20 protein-coding genes are annotated in these 15,002 nt (G+C 60.9%); 12 read left to right on the top strand and 8 right to left on the bottom strand.

Features of this window, described 5'->3' with window-relative positions:
* Window positions 1-51 precede the first annotated feature (51 nt).
* Together PGB28_RS08695 and PGB28_RS08700 are read right to left on the bottom strand one after the other, a co-directional pair.
* Window positions 52-1,596, bottom strand: a complete 1,545-nt coding sequence (locus PGB28_RS08695) for an alanine/glycine:cation symporter family protein (protein WP_271421111.1) — start codon at window positions 1,594-1,596, stop codon at window positions 52-54.
* Between the two features lie 15 nt (window positions 1,597-1,611).
* The gene (locus tag PGB28_RS08700; protein ID WP_271421112.1) at window positions 1,612-2,046 is read right to left on the bottom strand and encodes a universal stress protein; all 435 of its coding nucleotides are present in this window, start codon (window positions 2,044-2,046) and stop codon (window positions 1,612-1,614) included.
* A 252-nt stretch (window positions 2,047-2,298) separates the two neighbouring features.
* On the opposite strand from PGB28_RS08700, the gene PGB28_RS08705 reads away from it, so the two are divergent.
* From PGB28_RS08705 to PGB28_RS08730, 6 genes are all read left to right on the top strand, one after another.
* Entirely contained in the window at window positions 2,299-3,306 is a 1,008-nt protein-coding gene (locus PGB28_RS08705) for an endonuclease/exonuclease/phosphatase family protein (protein ID WP_271421113.1), read from the top strand.
* A gap of 64 nt (window positions 3,307-3,370) precedes the next feature.
* Window positions 3,371-4,249, top strand: a complete 879-nt coding sequence (locus tag PGB28_RS08710; RefSeq protein ID WP_271421114.1) for a carbon-nitrogen hydrolase family protein — start codon at window positions 3,371-3,373, stop codon at window positions 4,247-4,249.
* 83 nt (window positions 4,250-4,332) lie between these two features.
* Complete coding sequence (infA, locus tag PGB28_RS08715) at window positions 4,333-4,551, top strand: translation initiation factor IF-1 (RefSeq protein WP_005978431.1); 219 nt, start codon at window positions 4,333-4,335, stop codon at window positions 4,549-4,551.
* A 9-nt stretch (window positions 4,552-4,560) separates the two neighbouring features.
* The gene (locus PGB28_RS08720) at window positions 4,561-5,139 is read left to right on the top strand and encodes a Maf family protein (RefSeq protein ID WP_271421115.1); all 579 of its coding nucleotides are present in this window, start codon (window positions 4,561-4,563) and stop codon (window positions 5,137-5,139) included.
* Entirely contained in the window at window positions 5,136-6,152 is a 1,017-nt protein-coding gene (locus PGB28_RS08725; RefSeq protein ID WP_271421116.1) for a ribonuclease E/G, read from the top strand. Before PGB28_RS08720 ends, PGB28_RS08725 begins: the two co-directional genes overlap by 4 nt.
* Window positions 6,152-6,334, top strand: coding sequence for a DNA gyrase inhibitor YacG (locus tag PGB28_RS08730; protein WP_271421117.1), 183 nt, complete (start codon window positions 6,152-6,154; stop codon window positions 6,332-6,334). The genes PGB28_RS08725 and PGB28_RS08730 overlap by 1 nt, the downstream gene beginning before the upstream one ends.
* Window positions 6,335-6,337: 3 nt before the next feature.
* Here the strand turns inward: PGB28_RS08730 and PGB28_RS08735 are convergent, their stop codons facing one another.
* Complete coding sequence (locus PGB28_RS08735) at window positions 6,338-6,652, bottom strand: DUF1244 domain-containing protein (RefSeq protein WP_271421118.1); 315 nt, start codon at window positions 6,650-6,652, stop codon at window positions 6,338-6,340.
* 21 nt (window positions 6,653-6,673) lie between these two features.
* Window positions 6,674-7,414: an N-formylglutamate amidohydrolase gene (locus tag PGB28_RS08740; RefSeq protein ID WP_271421119.1), complete on the bottom strand. Its 741-nt coding sequence runs from the start codon at window positions 7,412-7,414 to the stop codon at window positions 6,674-6,676.
* Between the two features lie 148 nt (window positions 7,415-7,562).
* Here PGB28_RS08740 and pyk point away from each other — a divergent pair, with 148 nt between their 5' ends.
* The 4 genes from pyk (at window position 7,563) to rplT (ending at window position 9,958) form a co-directional block, all read left to right on the top strand.
* On the top strand, window positions 7,563-9,008 hold the full coding sequence (gene pyk, locus PGB28_RS08745) for a pyruvate kinase (RefSeq protein WP_271421120.1): 1,446 nt from the start codon (window positions 7,563-7,565) through the stop codon (window positions 9,006-9,008).
* Between the two features lie 29 nt (window positions 9,009-9,037).
* The gene (locus PGB28_RS08750) at window positions 9,038-9,262 is read left to right on the top strand and encodes a hypothetical protein (RefSeq protein ID WP_271421121.1); all 225 of its coding nucleotides are present in this window, start codon (window positions 9,038-9,040) and stop codon (window positions 9,260-9,262) included.
* Window positions 9,263-9,378: 116 nt separating this feature from the next.
* Complete coding sequence (gene rpmI, locus PGB28_RS08755) at window positions 9,379-9,579, top strand: 50S ribosomal protein L35 (protein WP_271421122.1); 201 nt, start codon at window positions 9,379-9,381, stop codon at window positions 9,577-9,579.
* Between the two features lie 13 nt (window positions 9,580-9,592).
* Window positions 9,593-9,958 (top strand): 50S ribosomal protein L20, encoded by a 366-nt coding sequence (gene rplT / locus PGB28_RS08760; protein ID WP_271421123.1) that lies wholly within the window; start codon window positions 9,593-9,595, stop codon window positions 9,956-9,958.
* Window positions 9,959-10,016: 58 nt separating this feature from the next.
* Here the strand turns inward: rplT and PGB28_RS08765 are convergent, their stop codons facing one another.
* A complete protein-coding gene (locus tag PGB28_RS08765) occupies window positions 10,017-10,676 on the bottom strand; it encodes an SGNH/GDSL hydrolase family protein (protein ID WP_271421124.1) in 660 nt (219 codons plus the stop codon).
* 114 nt (window positions 10,677-10,790) lie between these two features.
* Between PGB28_RS08765 and pheS the strand changes: the two genes are divergently transcribed.
* Entirely contained in the window at window positions 10,791-11,864 is a 1,074-nt protein-coding gene (pheS, locus tag PGB28_RS08770) for a phenylalanine--tRNA ligase subunit alpha (protein WP_271421125.1), read from the top strand.
* A 12-nt stretch (window positions 11,865-11,876) separates the two neighbouring features.
* Here pheS and PGB28_RS08775 read toward each other — a convergent pair whose 3' ends face one another.
* Complete coding sequence (locus tag PGB28_RS08775) at window positions 11,877-12,803, bottom strand: aldo/keto reductase (protein ID WP_271421126.1); 927 nt, start codon at window positions 12,801-12,803, stop codon at window positions 11,877-11,879.
* Window positions 12,804-13,133: 330 nt separating this feature from the next.
* Entirely contained in the window at window positions 13,134-13,724 is a 591-nt protein-coding gene (locus PGB28_RS08780) for a VOC family protein (RefSeq protein WP_271421127.1), read from the bottom strand.
* Window positions 13,725-13,833: 109 nt separating this feature from the next.
* Between PGB28_RS08780 and PGB28_RS08785 the strand changes: the two genes are divergently transcribed.
* Window positions 13,834-14,178 (top strand): potassium channel family protein, encoded by a 345-nt coding sequence (locus tag PGB28_RS08785; protein ID WP_271421128.1) that lies wholly within the window; start codon window positions 13,834-13,836, stop codon window positions 14,176-14,178.
* Here PGB28_RS08785 and PGB28_RS08790 read toward each other — a convergent pair.
* Window positions 14,175-14,987, bottom strand: coding sequence for a glutathione S-transferase family protein (locus PGB28_RS08790; protein WP_271421129.1), 813 nt, complete (start codon window positions 14,985-14,987; stop codon window positions 14,175-14,177). The genes PGB28_RS08785 and PGB28_RS08790 overlap by 4 nt on opposite strands.
* Window positions 14,988-15,002: the final 15 nt, after the last annotated feature.

Raw genomic sequence — 15,002 nt, forward strand, 5'->3', positions numbered from 1 at the left:
GGACCGGGCGCTATTAACCAGCGCCCGATCCCGCATCATGACCGGTTCAGATCAGTTGTATTTCTTGATCTTTCCCGATTGCAGCCGGTCCAGATAGCTGCCCAGTTCCCCGCGCACGATCGGCATCAGGAAGTAGAGCGCGAAGATGTTGACCACGGCCATGGCAAAGATCGCCGCATCGGAGAAGTCGATCACCGGGCCAAGGCTGGCCGCCGCGCCGATCACCACGAAGATGCAGAAGATCACCTTGAACACCAGTTCCGTGGTCTTGCCTTCGCCGAACAGGTAGGTCCAGGCTTTCAGGCCGTAGTAGCTCCAGGAGATCATGGTCGAGAAGGCGAACAGGATCACCGCGAGCGCCAGCACATACTGGAACCAGCCAAAGGCCGAAGAAAAGGCCGCCGAGGTCAGCGCAACACCGGAATTGCCGTCAACAGTGGCAATGGCGGTGCCCGCTTCGTTCAGCATGTAAAGACCTGTGGTCTCGTCAATGATCAGCTGCTGGGTGATGATGATCACCAGCGCGGTCATGGTGCAGATCACAACCGTGTCGATGAACGGTTCCAGAAGCGAGACGAAACCTTCGGTAATCGGCTCTTTGGTGCGCACCGCAGAGTGCGCAATCGCAGCCGAGCCAACGCCCGCCTCGTTGGAAAACGCCGCCCGCTTGAAGCCCTGGATCAGCGCGCCGACCATGCCGCCCGCAACACCAAGCCCGGTAAAGGCACCGGCAAAGATCTGGCCAAAGGCCCAGCCGATCATGTCGGCATTCATGATCAGGATGACAACAGCGGTTGCCACGTACATCACACCCATGATCGGTACGACCTTTTCCGTCACCTTGGCGATGGATTTCAGACCGCCAACGATCACGGCAAAGACGATACCTGCAAAGATCACGCCGGTGATCCAACCGGGATAATCGCCGACCACATTGGTGAGCTGAGCATGCGCCTGGTTGGCCTGGAACATGTTGCCGCCGCCCAGTGCGCCAAGAATACAGAAGATCGAGAACAAGATCGCGAGGAACCTGCCGCCCGGCAGGCCGCGTTCGGCGAAGCCCTTGGTCATGTAATACATCGGGCCGCCCGAAACGGTGCCGTCCGCGTATTCATTGCGGTATTTTACACCCAGCGTACATTCGGTGAATTTCGACGCCATGCCCAGAAGACCGGCAAGGATCATCCAGAAGGTCGCGCCTGGACCGCCAATGCCCACGGCGACGGCGACGCCCGCGATATTGCCAAGGCCCACGGTGCCCGACAGCGCGGTGGCCAACGCCTGGAAATGGCTGACTTCACCGGCATCGTTGGGGTCGGAATAATCGCCGCGGACCAGCCGGATCGCGTGGCCAAAGGTGCGGAACTGTACAAAGCCGAAATAAAGCGTGAAGACCGTGGCCGCCACCACCAGCCACATCACGATCCAGGGAAAGGTGGTTCCGGGAAAGGGGCTGAAGATAAAGCTTACGAACCAGCCGGTGGAATTGGCGAAGGCTTCGTTAACCTTCTCATCAATGGATTGGGCAAATGCGGGCGCGGATGCGGCCAGCATGCCCACCGCGCCAAGCGCGGCAGAACGTGTCAAACGTGTCATGATGTACCTGTTGGATTAGGGAACGATGGTGACCGGGACCGGTGCTGCCTGGGCCAGAGAGCCCGCGACAGACCCAAAGAGTCGCGACGAGAGCGAGGAATGCCCCGTGCGCCCGATGACGATCTGGCTGGCACTTTCCGCCTTGGTCACGCTGGCCAGCGTTTCGGCGATATGGCCGTATTTCAGCGCGGTCGATACCTCGACGCCGCTGTCCTTGAGACTGTCCACCACCGGCTTCAACAGCGCGGTCTCCGCCCGGGCCAACTCTTCACCGCGACGTTTATGCCGTTCTTCCAGTTCGGTCGGTGTCAGGAACGAATAGGGCGACCATTCGAGCACATGGGCAATCACGATCCCGGCACCTTTGGCCTTGGCTTGCGCAACAGCGAAGTCCAGCGCGCGTTTCGCGCTTTCGCTGCCATCAAAGCCGACGACGATTTTTGAAGGCATGGTTGTCCTCCCCTTCGGTTGTTTTGCCTCCTCCTGAGACATTCTAAGAGGTTATGGGAAACGGTCCGGGCTTTTTTCCGTTTTTTCGTGCTACCCCCGGTGTGATTGACGTGTTTTTGTCCAAAAATTCAGAATTATCGAACATTCTTCGATGATTTCCAAATTTGAATGTGTTTTCTGCGGTTCACTGCGCCCGGTTGTTTCGCCTGAGCGTCGCGGCCATAGTAACACGGCACGCTGACGGAGACCGCAATGCGCTTTGCCACCTACAATGTGGAATGGTTCGACACGCTGTTCGACGATGCGGGTGAGCTTTTGGCGGATGGCGCTTGGTCGGCGCGCCATGATGTGACACGCCGGGATCAGGCAGAGGCGCTGGGCATTGTGTTCACGGCGCTTGATGCAGATGCCGTGATGATCATCGAGGCCCCCGACAGTCACCAACGGCGCGACGGGACGCGGGCGCTGGAAAACTTTGCGAGTGCCTTCGATCTGCGCGCCCGCAAGGCCGTGATCGGCTATACCAACACAACCCAGCAGGAAATTGCGCTTCTTTATGATCCGGATGTGATCACTGCGCGCCATGACCCGCGCGAGAGCGACGCTGTCCCGAAATTCGATGGCGAGTTCGAGATCGACCTGGATTTCGATGCTCGCCGCGACCGGGTGCGATTTTCGAAACCGCCGCTGGAACTGGCGGTCGAGACGCAGGGCGGGGTCTCGCTGCGCATGATCGGCGCGCATCTGAAATCCAAGGCCCCGCATGGCGCCCATACCCGCGACCAGATCATGCGCCTGTCCATCGCAAATCGCCGCAAGCAATTGGCGCAGGCGATCTGGCTGCGTGCGCGGGTGGCGGAACATCTGGAGGCGGGTGAGACGCTGATGCTTTTGGGGGATCTCAATGACGGTCCGGGACTGGATGAATATGAAGAGCTGTTCGGGCGGTCCTCTGTCGAGATCATCCGTGGCGAAGACCATGTGGAACCGCGGCTCGTGGACCCGAATGCATCGCTTGCCCTGCAGCGGCGGTTGGGGGCGCAACCGACCTCGGCGCGATTCTATATTGCAGGCGAAGACCGGTATCTGCAGGCATTGCTGGACTATATCTTTGTCTCGCCCGATCTCGCGGCAAAACGGCCCAAGTGGCGCATCTGGCACCCGTTTGACGACCCGGGCTGCTGGCGCACGCCAGAGCTGCGTGAGGCGCTGGTCACCGCGTCGGATCATTATCCGGTGACGCTGGATATTGATCTGTGAACATGCGATTTCTTCAAAAGAAATCGGTCCGAAATCTTTCGAAGATTTCGGGAGGAGACCTGGGATGAAACTCGCGACGGCGGCTTATTCGATGGACGTACTGACCTCTTGGGCGCAGTACGAAGACAAGATTTCTCGCTGGGTGTCCGAAGCGGTTGGGCAAGGCGCGGGACTGCTGCTTTTCCCGGAATACGGAGCGATGGAACTGGCAACTCTGGCCGGTTTGGACGTGGCCGGGGATCTGGAGGCTTCCTTGCATGCGGTTTCCGAGCGTGTCCCGGATGCTGATGATCTGCATGCGCGTCTGGCGCGCGAACACAAGGTCCACATCTGCGCCGCCTCCGCGCCTGTCTTTGCCGGGGGCGCCCGCCCGGTCAATCGCGCGCGATTCTTTGCGCCCTCTGGTGCGATGATCCATCAGGACAAGCAGATCATGACAAAATTCGAGCGTGATCCATGGGACGTCGTGCCCGGTGATCCACTCCGGATCATTGATACGGCACTGGGGCGGGTCGGCATCCTGATCTGCTATGACAGCGAATTCCCCTTGTTGGGGCGCGCCCTCAAGGATGTGGACATCCTTCTTGTGCCCTCCTGCACCGAGGCGCTGGCAGGCTATTGGCGCGTGCGCATCGGGGCCATGGCGCGGGCGCTGGAAAACCAGTGTGTGGCGGTTATGGCCTCGACAGTTGGCGATTGCCGGTGGTCCGAAGCAGTGGATGAAAACACCGGCGCGGGTGGCATCTTTGGCCCGCCGGATCTTGGCTTTCCGTCAACCGGCGTTCTGGCAGAGGGGGCGCTGAACGTGCCGGGCTGGACCTTTGCCGAGATTGCCGAAGACGCAGTGGCCCGGGTGCGCCGCGACGGCGTGGTGGCCAACCGAACCCATTGGGAGGAGCAGGACGCCCGTGATCTCGTGATCACGAGCGTTTCGCTCAGGTGATTATTCCCTTGAAAATTCCCGGGACTCGCCCCATTTAAAGGCGCGCCCGGCAGATTGGCCGGGATAACTACTATGGAGACAACATGGCCAAGGAAGATACGCTCGAATTTCCCGGTGTCGTGAAGGAACTCCTGCCCAATGCGACGTTTCGGGTCGAGCTGGAAAACGGCCATGAGATCATCGCACATACGGCAGGCAAGATGCGCAAGAACCGCATCCGTGTTCTGGCTGGCGACAAGGTGCAGGTCGAGATGACCCCCTATGATCTGACCAAGGGTCGGATCAACTATCGTTTCAAGTAAAGGCTTCCTGTGAAGCTGATACTGGGCTCCGGCAGCCCCCGGCGGCGCGAGCTTCTGGGGGTTTTGGGCGTTGAGCCGGACGCCATTCGCGCGCCTGATATCGACGAGACACCCCGAAAGGCCGAGCTACCTCGCCCCTATTGCGCCCGCATGGCGCGGGAAAAGGCGCTGGCGCTCGATGTGGGGCCGGATGAGATCGTGCTGTGTGCGGATACCACCGTGGCGCTGGGGCGCCGCATTCTGGGAAAGCCGGAAGACGCGGGCGAGGCGGCGGAGTTTCTGACCAAGCTGGGCGGGCGGCGGCATCAGGTGATCACCGCTGTTGCCCTGCGTACAGCCGACCGGCTCTGGGAACGCGACGTGGTCAGCGCGGTCAGGATGAAGCGGCTCAGCGATCTTGAACTCAACGCCTATCTCGCCAGTGGTGACTGGCAGGGCAAGGCGGGCGGCTACGGCATTCAGGGCATGGCCGGGGCCTTCATCCCGTGGATTTCCGGGTCATACCCGGCGATCATGGGCCTGCCGCTGGCGGAAACCGCAGCGCTGCTGCAAGCGGCGGGATACCCGCTCTATAAGGAGACGCCATGAAAGGGCGGATGATCGTGCTGGACCAATTTGCGGGGCGTGAAGCCGCCGCGCTTCTGGTCGATGGCATATTGCAGGACCTGTTGATCGACACGGACGGGGTGCGCCCCGGCGCGATCTACCGCGCCCGCGCCGACCGTCCGATGAAGGGGCAGGGGGGCATGTTCCTGACCACGCCCGATGGGCCGGTTTTCCTGCGGCAGGTCAAGGGGCTGTCGCCCGGCGCGCCGCTTCTGGTACAGGTGACGGGTCATGCGGAACCGGGCAAGGCCACGCCGGTTACGTCCAAGCTGCTGTTCAAAAGCCGCTATGCCATCGTGACCCCGGACGCGCCGGGACTGAATATCTCGCGCCGGATCAAGGATGATGATCTGCGCGATACGCTTCTGGAGATTGCCCATGATGCGCTGCCCGACCGCGACATGGGTCTGATCCTACGCTCCTCCTGCGATGGGGCGGATGCGGGCGAGATCGCAGAGGATATCGCGGAAATGGTTGTGCTGGCCCGGCAGGTCATGGCGGATGCGGCGGGTGAACCCGAGAAGCTGACCGAAGGCGATGGGCCGCATGTGCTGGCCTGGCGTGACTGGGTGGAGCCTGCGCAGGTGATCACCGAAGACAAGGGCTTCGAGCATCACGGTGTGCTGGATCAGATCGAGGCGCTCTACGGCGCGCGCGTGGACCTGCCCGGCGCAGGGCATATGTATGTCGAGCCGACCCGCGCGCTTGTGGCAGTGGATGTGAATACCGGCGGCGATACCTCGCCCGCCGCGGGGCTCAAGGCCAATCTGGCCGCCGTGCGCGACCTTCCGCGGCAATTGCGGTTGCGCGGGTTGGGCGGGCAGATCGTTCTCGATCTCGCGCCGATGCCGAAGAAGGACCGCCGCGCGGTTGAAAGCGCGCTGCGCGGGGCGCTGAAATCGGACGGGGTGGATACGGCGCTGGTGGGCTGGACCAATCTTGGTCATTTTGAGATGCAGCGCGCGAGGGTTCGCGCGCCATTGCCGGAGGCGTGATGAGCTGCCCGATCTGCGATAAACAAAGCGACGCCAAGTACCGCCCGTTTTGCTCAAAACGCTGTGCGGATGTGGATCTGGCCAAATGGCTCACCGGGTCCTACGCGGTGCCGTCGCAGGACCCGGATGATTTTGACGCGGTCGAAGAGGCGCTGGAAGAACAGGTCCGCAAACCGCATTAAGCGTTAGCCTTTGCCCCCGACATTCTCGGCAAAGGCGGTCTTGAACGCGTCCTGCTTCTCGGCGCTGGCCTCGGTCTGGAATTTCTCCTTCCACTCGGAATAGGGCATGCCGTAGTAAATTTCGCGCGCCTCTTCCTTGTCCATCTCGATGCCGCGCGCGTTGGCGGCCTCCTGATACCAGCGCGACAGGCAGTTGCGGCAGAATCCAGCAAGGTTCATCATGTCGATGTTCTGCACGTCGGTGCGCTTTTCCATCAGATGTTCGCGCAGGGTGCGGAAGGCTGCGGCTTCAAGCTCGATGCGGGTCTGGTCATCCATGTCGGGTCCTCCGGGTTTTGGTCAAAGATTGGTGTGATCGAGCACTTCTGCAAGGATCGGCGCAAGCCGTTCGGCCCAGGCGCGTTGCGTGGCCTCTTCCGCGATCAGGTCATTGCGCAGCTCGATCAGGATATTGGGCAGGCCCATGGCCAGCGCGTGACGCTCGATGGAATCGCCGGGCAGATGGCCGGAATAGGGCACATTGCCATCGACCACGAGGTCCCCCTCCTGCCGGAGGCGGTCGATCAGCGGCAGTGCCAGCCGGGCGTCATGAGCGTAGAGTATGCCGATATGCCAGGGCCGTGGCGGGCGGGCCTGCAATTGCGGGGTAAAGGAGTGCACGGCGCAGATCACCGTGTCGGGCCTGCGCGAGGCCAGTCGGTAATATTCGGCGTGATAGGGTCGGTGATAGGCGTTCAGTCGCCGTTCCGTCTCGACTGCATCGGCATGGCGGTTGGCCGGGATGATCGTGCCATCATAGAGCTTCATCAGCAGCGTGGGATCGTCCTCGCCCCGGTTGGGGTCAATCACGAGGCGTGAGAAATTTGCAAAAAGCGCGGGGCTGCTCAGAAGCTCCGCCAGATGGCGTGTAACCCCAAGCGCGCCGGGATCAAAGGCGATGTGGCGGCGCATATCCGCATCGGCCAACCCCAGCGACCCGCCGCCCACATCCGGCGGCACCATGTTCGTCGCGTGATCGCATGTGATCAGCCAGCGGCCGGGTCTGTCCTGTCCTTCGGTCCAGTAGGGGTGGAAGCTCATGTCATGCCTGCGTAGTATTGGTTTGAGATATGTAACGCGCATCCCACTTGCCTGCGAGGGGGAAGTGGTGCATAGAGGCCCGGAAATTGTTAGCGGTAACATTGGCAGTGACGCCGGTGCCGCGCTGAATGAGAGGACGATCATCGGTATGAAACGAGATCGCAAAGTAAAAATTGTCGCGACGCTGGGACCTGCGTCGAACGACTATGACATGATCCGCAAGCTGCATGAGGCGGGCGCAGACGTGTTCCGGCTCAACATGAGCCACGGAAGCCATGACGAGATCGCCGAGCGGCACAAGATCATTCGCCAGATCGAAAAGGATCTGGATAGCCCGATTGCCATTCTGGCGGATCTTCAGGGGCCGAAGCTTCGGGTCGGCACGTTTGGTGACGGACCGCAGGAGCTTGTTGAAGGGGCGGCGTTCCGGCTTGATCTGGACAAGGCTCCGGGCGACATCAACCGCGTTTGCCTTCCGCATCCCGAGATTTTCGAAGCGCTCGAAGCCGGGGCGCATCTTCTGGTCAACGACGGCAAGATCCGCATGAAGGTGGAGAAATGCGGCAAGGATTTTGCCGATTGCGTGGTTGTGACCGGCGGCACGATTTCTGACCGCAAGGGCGTGAACGTGCCGGATGTGGTTCTGCCGCTCGCGGCGCTGAGCAAGAAGGATCGCAAGGATCTTGAGTTTGTCGCTCAGCTCGGTGTCGACTGGATCGCCCTGTCTTTTGTGCAGCGGGCCAAGGATGTCTGGGAAGCGCGTGATCTGATCGATGGTCGTGCGGCTGTCCTCTCCAAGATCGAGAAACCCGCAGCGGTCAAGGATTTCGACGAGATCCTCGATGCGTCCGATGGGATCATGGTGGCGCGCGGCGATCTGGGGGTTGAGTTGCCGGTGCAGAATGTGCCGCCGATCCAGAAACGACTTGTCCGCAAATGCCGGGCTGCCGCAAAGCCGGTGATCGTTGCGACACAGATGCTGGAAAGCATGATCGAAAGCCCGATGCCCACGCGTGCCGAAGTTTCAGATGTATCCAACGCGATCTACGAAGGCGCGGACGCCATCATGCTGAGCGCGGAATCGGCGGCGGGTGACTATCCTGTCGAGGCGGTCACCACGATGAACAACGTGGCCATCGAGGTCGAAAACGACCCGACCTATACCGACATCATCGAAGCCAGCCGCTCGGCCAAACGGCATTCCATTGCAGACGGCATCGTGGCTGCGGCCCGTGAAATTGCCGAAACCACCGAGATCAAGGCCATCTGCTGCTTCACGTCATCGGGGACGACGGCGTCGCTTGTGGCACGCGAACGGCCCCGTGTGCCGATCATTGCCATGACATCACAACGCGGCACGGCCCGGCGCATGGCGCTGACCTGGGGCACATATTGTGTCATGACCGGCGAGCTTGAACGCTTCAAACAGGCGGTTGTGAACGCCGCGCGCGCGGCGCGGTCCAGCGGTCTGGCAGGACCCGAGGATCAGATCGTCGTGACCGCGGGGGTGCCGTTCAATGTTCCCGGAACGACCAATATCCTCAGGGTTGCGCCCTGTGACGAGCGTTTGATTTACAACACTGATCCAGAGTAATCTCGCCCCGGAGTCAGGGGTATGAGAGTATGGATACGGATCTGGCGCTTATCATTGGGCTGGTCGTCGCGGTTCTGGCCGTTCCGGCGATTGTGTCGGCCATGACGGACGGTCGCGCGCCCCGGGCGGCGGCGATTGCGGTCATGGTCGGTGGTGGTTTGATGGTGTTCGCCGTTGCGTCGCATCCGGGCGGCTACGCCATCTCCGAAATTCCCGAGGTCGTTTTCCGCGTGGTCGGGCGGTATCTGAACTAGTTTCAGTTTCCGCTTGGCAATCTGATCCGCCGGGTCTATACGGCGGCTTCCATCGTGCGGCCGGCCCGAGTGGCATGCCGAGTCGCGCGCAAAAATCCGAATCAAAGGAGATGAAAATGCCCAAGATGAAGACGAAATCGAGCTGCAAGAAGCGGTTCAAGGTGACGGCCAAAGGCAAGATCAAGGCCGGTCAGGCAGGCAAGCGCCACGGCATGATCAAGCGCACCACCAAGTTCATCCGCGATGCGCGCGGTACCACGGTTCTGTCCGAACCGGATACCAAGATCATCAAATCCATGATGCCCTACTCGCGCTAAGGAGATCTGACATATGGCACGCGTTAAAGGTGGGACCGTAACCCACGCCCGTCACAAGAAAGTCACCAAGGCCGCAAAAGGCTATTATGGACGCCGCAAGAACACCTTCAAGGTGGCGCGTCAGGCCGTTGACAAGGCCAACCAGTACGCCACGCGCGACCGCAAGGCCCGCAAGCGCAATTTCCGCGCCCTGTGGATCCAGCGGATCAACGCAGCTGTGCGCGCGCATGACGAGAACCTGACATATTCCCGCTTCATCAACGGCCTGAACCTGGCCGGGATCGAAGTGGACCGCAAAGTGCTGGCCGATCTGGCGGTGCACGAGCCGGAAGCGTTCGGTGCGATCGTCGAGCAGGCCAAAGGCGCTCTGACCGCGTAAGCGAAGGTCATATTGCTTTCAGAGCACCCTCGCAGCCTTCTGCGGGGGTGTTTTATTGTCAGTCATTATCTGTGCCAAACCCGGCCTGCCGCATGGCGCGGGCAATCAGCCTGGCAATCCTGTCCGAAGCCTTGGGAGACGGATGTGTACGATCTCTATCGAACAGGCTCGGATCGTTCGAAGGAATCACATCTTCCATATCCACGAAAACGACCCCGGCATCTCGCGCCGCCATCCGTGACAGGCGCAGCTCCAGCTGTTCATAGGAGGGGCAGGGCCGTCCGGCGAAACGCGGCGACGTATAGTAATCGGCCCAGACCACCCGGCTGCCGCGACTGCGCAGCTTTATGACCATCTCAGGAATTGCGCCCCCCTTGCCGTCGCTGGAAATCAGGCGTTCTACAGTTTGCGTGCCGCCTTCACAGGAAATCCCGATGTCGTTTGCGCCGCCGTTCAAGACGATCCAAGGGGCGCTCAGACCCGCCACCTGATTGGGGATGTTGAGGGGACCGCGCCCGGACAGCATTTGCGCATAAGGCAGAGAGACGTCGCCAACCGCAACGTCAAGCCTGCGCGCAAGCGCATCGGAAACGGAAGTTTCACTGCTCCTGTTCCACGCCATGACCGAATCGCCGGCGACGACGACGTTTGCGTCCTCCGGAACACCACGGTCGCAAGCCGCGCAAAAGACTAAGGCCGCGAAAAATACATTGCGCATCTGGGGTCCTCCCGTTGCAGGAAATGGAGCTCAATCGCGTGCTGTCCACTGTGGCGGTTGCATTGCCCTGAGACCACCACTAAACCCACGGGCGGAACCAATCAGGGGCACGTCATGGACGATCTGCGCGACAAGTATATTCAACTGATTGCCGATGCAGGCAGTGAGGCCGCGCTGGAGGAATTGCGCGTGGCCGCCGTTGGCAAGAAGGGCGAGATCAGCCTTCAGATGCGGAGCCTGGGCAAGATGACCCCGGAAGAGCGGCAGGTCATGGGCCCCAAGCTCAATGCGCTCAAGGACGAGATCAACTCGGCGCTGGCCGCGCGCAAGGCGTCGCTGGCCGATGCGGCGCTGGAAGAGCGTCTGCGCGGTGAATGGCTGGATGTGACGCTGCCCGCGCGGCATCGCCGTCAGGGCACGATCCATCCGATCAGCCAGGTCAGCGAAGAGGTCGCGGCGATCTTTGGCGAAATGGGGTTCTCGGTCGCCGAGGGTCCGCAGATCGACAGCGACTGGTACAATTTCGATGCGCTGAATATCCCAAGCCATCACCCGGCCCGCGCCGAGATGGACACGTTCTACATGAACCGGCTCGAGGGCGACACTCGCCCGCCGCATGTGCTGCGCACCCATACCTCGCCGGTGCAGATCCGGTCGATGGAAAAACACGGTGCGCCGATCCGCATCATCGCGCCGGGCCGCGTCTATCGTGCCGATTATGATCAGACCCATACGCCGATGTTCCATCAGGTCGAGGGCCTTGCCATCGACAAGGATATCTCGATGGCGCAGCTCAAATGGACGCTGGAGGAATTCCTGCGGGCGTTCTTCGAGGTGGAAGAGGTCGAACTGCGTTTCCGTGCCTCGCATTTCCCGTTTACCGAACCGTCGGCCGAAGTGGACATTCGGTGCTCATGGGAAGGCGGGCAGCTCAAGGTGGGCGAGGGCGATGACTGGCTGGAAATCCTCGGCTCCGGCATGGTGCATCCCAAGGTGCTTGAGGCGGGCGGGATCGACCCGAACGAATGGCAGGGCTTTGCCTTTGGCATCGGGATCGACCGGATTGCCATGCTGAAATACGGCATCCCCGATCTGCGGGCCTTTTTTGACAGCGATCTGCGCTGGCTGCGCCATTACGGCTTTGCCGCGCTGGATCAGCCCAACCTGCATGGCGGGCTGAGCCGGTAATATTCCGCGCGCCTATGCCTCTTCGAGCCGGTCCGTTGCGGGCGGCGGTGTCGGGCTGAGCGCGCTGATGCGGGCATAGAGCGCGTCATCCATGTCATAGCGCATCCCGTCAAGCGAGGGCTGAAGCTGCTCCACCGAGCGGGCCGAGAGGATCGGGCGCGGCCCTGCCGGGTGGCGCGCGGCCCAGGCGACGGCGAGTGTCGCGGGAGAGGTGCCCAATTCCTTGGCCAGATCGGCCAGCGCGCCGGCGGTTTCCTTCATCCAGTCCACGTCATAGCGCTTGGCGTACATCGCGTCATGGCTGTGCCGCCCGCTTTCGCCGCGGGCGTATTTCCCGGTAAGCAACCCGCCGCCCAGCGGCGAATAGGGAAAGGCCACGATCCCTTCGCTGGCGCACATCGGCAGGAGTTCGACCTCTGCCTGCCGTTTGACCAGATTGTACATCGGTTGGATCGCGTCGATTTGTGTGCCGAATTCCGCGGCGACGGATTCGGCCTTCATCACCTGCCATGCGGCGTAGTTGGAGACACCGACATAGCGGATACGACCCTGTGCCTGAAGCTCTGCCAGGGTCTCGAAGCTTTCTTCCAGGGGTGTGTCATCATCCCAGCGATGCAGATAATAGAGATCGATCACATCCATCTTCAGCCGCGCACAGCTCTCATCGATGCTGTTGAAAATGTTCGCGCGGCTCGCCCCGCCGGGAAAATTCGCCTTGGTGGCGATGAAAGTCGCGTCTCGGTTGGTGCAGAAGCGGCCCAGGAACTCCTCGGACCGGCCCTCGGTATAGGCGTGGGCCGTATCGAAATGGTTGATCCCTGCAGTTATGCAGGCCTCGAACATCTCACGCGAGGCGGCCTCGTCCGCCTTGCCTCCGAATTGCATACAGCCAAAGGCAAAGCGGCTGATGGCTGTGCCGTTAAGCGTCGTGAGCGTCATGAAAACCTCCTGTCAGATGCCGCGTCCGATGCGCAGCCCGTCTTAAAGTGCCGCATGGGTATCGCGTCCCGAAACGGCGTCCCCAATGCGTCAAAGCTGGAAATGCCCATCAGGGCCGATGGCGACCATATGGGGAGTTTGGGCAATAATGGCCTAATGGTCCAGTTCGCCAAGGTTCACGGAGTGCGGCCTGAGGTCAAAATATAGGTCATCGAGAGGGCGGAACCCGTGGTCGACCACGACGTGGTCGATGCGGCGGGTGTTTGAGATGATCGGGCCGGAGTAGCCGATCGTTGGACAGGGGCGCACCCGGTCAAGCCTGCATTCGACCTAGCGTGTCGCGTAAGGGTCTTTCGGACTCCGATCCTCGCTGAGCGTCTTCTGGCGCCGTTCCACGAGCAATTCGATTGCATCGGCCAGATGCTCCTCGGCGATGTTGTAATCGCCGCGCTCCACGCGGATGCGATGCGCTTCGATCATGACGTCGGCGTGGGAGCATCCCATCGGCGGCTCGAACCGGTAACAGGCCAGTTCGATCAACAACCCTAGAGGGTCCTTGAAATAGATCGAATCCATAAAGCCCCGGTCCTTGGGGCCGGAATGTGGAATGCCGCGCGTGTCCAGCCGTTTCACGCATTGGCTGAACGTGGCCTTCGAGACGTTGAACGCCAGATGATGCACGCAGCCCGGATCGGTAGGCGTGCGGTCATGCACCGGTTTGCGGGTCTCATTGGTAAAGATGGTGATCAGCCGCCCATCGCCGGGATCGAAATAGAGATGCCCTTCGTCCGGATTGTCGAGATTGGGTTGGTCGAAGACAAAGGGCATGCCCAGCACGCCCTCCCAGAAATCGAGACTGGTTTGCCGGTCCGCCCCGGTCAGCGTGATGTGGTGCACGCCCTGAACCTGAAGTTTTTGCATGTGATGTCCTCCTTGGCTGGAACAATAGCACCGTCAATCCGCAATGCGAGCAGCGCTTGCGCATTTGCGTCTCGCGTGGAATCCTGCGCGCAAACAAAGAGGTGCCGTGATGATTTCGTTTTTCCTGACTTTGGGGCGTCTGTTCACCGCGCTGTGGCGGTCGTGGAAGGACCCGGTGTTCCGCTCGACCCTGTTTCTGGTGCTCTTGACGCTTTTGTCGGCAACACTCTTCTACAACAATTTCGAAGGCTGGGGCTGGCTGGACGCGCTCTATTTCAGCGTGGCCACCATGTCGACCGTGGGCTATGGCGACCTGACCCCGGCGACCGATGCGGGCAAGGTCTTTACCATCATCTACATCTTTGTCGGTATCGGGCTCTTCGTCGCGTTGGTGGGCCAGATTGCCAATGCGTTGATCAAGGGTGGCAAAGGGGCAGACGCGCCCAAGGATTAGACACTAGGACGCACCAATCCAAGTTCTGCATCGCTTGCCGATGGGCCGTATTTGTCCTGTGGCGGCATGGGCCGTGTGCGCCAATCCGGTTCGAAGACAAAGCTCGACAGCTTTCGCCCCTCGGGAAGCGCGCCATTGCCGGCACCAAGCGCGTAGTCATAGTATAGCTTGACGATTTCATCATGGCTCACTTGTTGCGCCGCCGGGTGGGCAAGGCAGGCGTCGCGCCAGCTGCGCACGCGGTCATAGTCCGGACCATCAGGCAGTTCGAACCCTTCGTAATAGTCGAGAAACCAGAAGCGCATGAACATCGGCGTGAACACCGTTTCGGCCAGTCCGAAATCATCGAACAGAAACGGCCCGGCACCGCGCGTCTCGTGCAGCAGGAAATCGTTGATGTCGCGGTAAATGGCCAGCATCTTGTCGCGGTGGTCCTCGCGAGACGCGCGGTCCTGGTTCATGACAAAGACATAGCCGGTCACCGTGAAGGGGCCTTCGCGGGCAATCAGCATGGATTCCACTGCATGTTCCAACGGATCGGCGCGCCGTACGGGCACGTCGCCGATCAATTCGTCCAGATAGCGCAGGATTACGAGGCTTTCTTTCAGGATGTCGCCCCGCGAGGTTGCCAGAACCGGAAGCGCCGTTGTCCCGCGCGTCTTGCGCAAAAGCTCTGGGTCGCGCGGCTTGGTGATATCGACCACGCGGAACTCCACCGCGTCACGCATCCCTTTGAGCTCCAGAAGGATTTCCAACCGTTGGGAAAACGGGCAGACCGGAATGTGGTAAACAATGGGGCGATCGCCCATGGTGATCTGTCCTTC

Source organism: Primorskyibacter aestuariivivens, assembly GCF_028023675.1.
Lineage (GTDB): Bacteria > Pseudomonadota > Alphaproteobacteria > Rhodobacterales > Rhodobacteraceae > Marinovum > Marinovum aestuariivivens.

Coding starts and splice junctions, on each gene's coding strand:
- rpmI (WP_271421122.1), top strand. CDS start 9,379: ATGCCCAAGATGAAGACGAAATCGAGCTGCAAGAAGCGGTTCAAGGTG.
- PGB28_RS08785 (WP_271421128.1), top strand. CDS start 13,834: ATGATTTCGTTTTTCCTGACTTTGGGGCGTCTGTTCACCGCGCTGTGG.
- PGB28_RS08705 (WP_271421113.1), top strand. CDS start 2,299: ATGCGCTTTGCCACCTACAATGTGGAATGGTTCGACACGCTGTTCGAC.
- PGB28_RS08735 (WP_271421118.1), bottom strand. CDS start 6,652: ATGGATGACCAGACCCGCATCGAGCTTGAAGCCGCAGCCTTCCGCACC.
- PGB28_RS08750 (WP_271421121.1), top strand. CDS start 9,038: ATGGATACGGATCTGGCGCTTATCATTGGGCTGGTCGTCGCGGTTCTG.
- PGB28_RS08790 (WP_271421129.1), bottom strand. CDS start 14,987: ATGGGCGATCGCCCCATTGTTTACCACATTCCGGTCTGCCCGTTTTCC.
- PGB28_RS08775 (WP_271421126.1), bottom strand. CDS start 12,803: ATGACGCTCACGACGCTTAACGGCACAGCCATCAGCCGCTTTGCCTTT.
- rplT (WP_271421123.1), top strand. CDS start 9,593: ATGGCACGCGTTAAAGGTGGGACCGTAACCCACGCCCGTCACAAGAAA.
- infA (WP_005978431.1), top strand. CDS start 4,333: ATGGCCAAGGAAGATACGCTCGAATTTCCCGGTGTCGTGAAGGAACTC.
- PGB28_RS08740 (WP_271421119.1), bottom strand. CDS start 7,414: ATGAGCTTCCACCCCTACTGGACCGAAGGACAGGACAGACCCGGCCGC.
- PGB28_RS08700 (WP_271421112.1), bottom strand. CDS start 2,046: ATGCCTTCAAAAATCGTCGTCGGCTTTGATGGCAGCGAAAGCGCGAAA.
- PGB28_RS08780 (WP_271421127.1), bottom strand. CDS start 13,724: ATGCAAAAACTTCAGGTTCAGGGCGTGCACCACATCACGCTGACCGGG.
- PGB28_RS08695 (WP_271421111.1), bottom strand. CDS start 1,596: ATGACACGTTTGACACGTTCTGCCGCGCTTGGCGCGGTGGGCATGCTG.
- PGB28_RS08765 (WP_271421124.1), bottom strand. CDS start 10,676: ATGCGCAATGTATTTTTCGCGGCCTTAGTCTTTTGCGCGGCTTGCGAC.
- pheS (WP_271421125.1), top strand. CDS start 10,791: ATGGACGATCTGCGCGACAAGTATATTCAACTGATTGCCGATGCAGGC.
- PGB28_RS08725 (WP_271421116.1), top strand. CDS start 5,136: ATGAAAGGGCGGATGATCGTGCTGGACCAATTTGCGGGGCGTGAAGCC.
- PGB28_RS08730 (WP_271421117.1), top strand. CDS start 6,152: ATGAGCTGCCCGATCTGCGATAAACAAAGCGACGCCAAGTACCGCCCG.
- PGB28_RS08710 (WP_271421114.1), top strand. CDS start 3,371: ATGAAACTCGCGACGGCGGCTTATTCGATGGACGTACTGACCTCTTGG.
- pyk (WP_271421120.1), top strand. CDS start 7,563: ATGAAACGAGATCGCAAAGTAAAAATTGTCGCGACGCTGGGACCTGCG.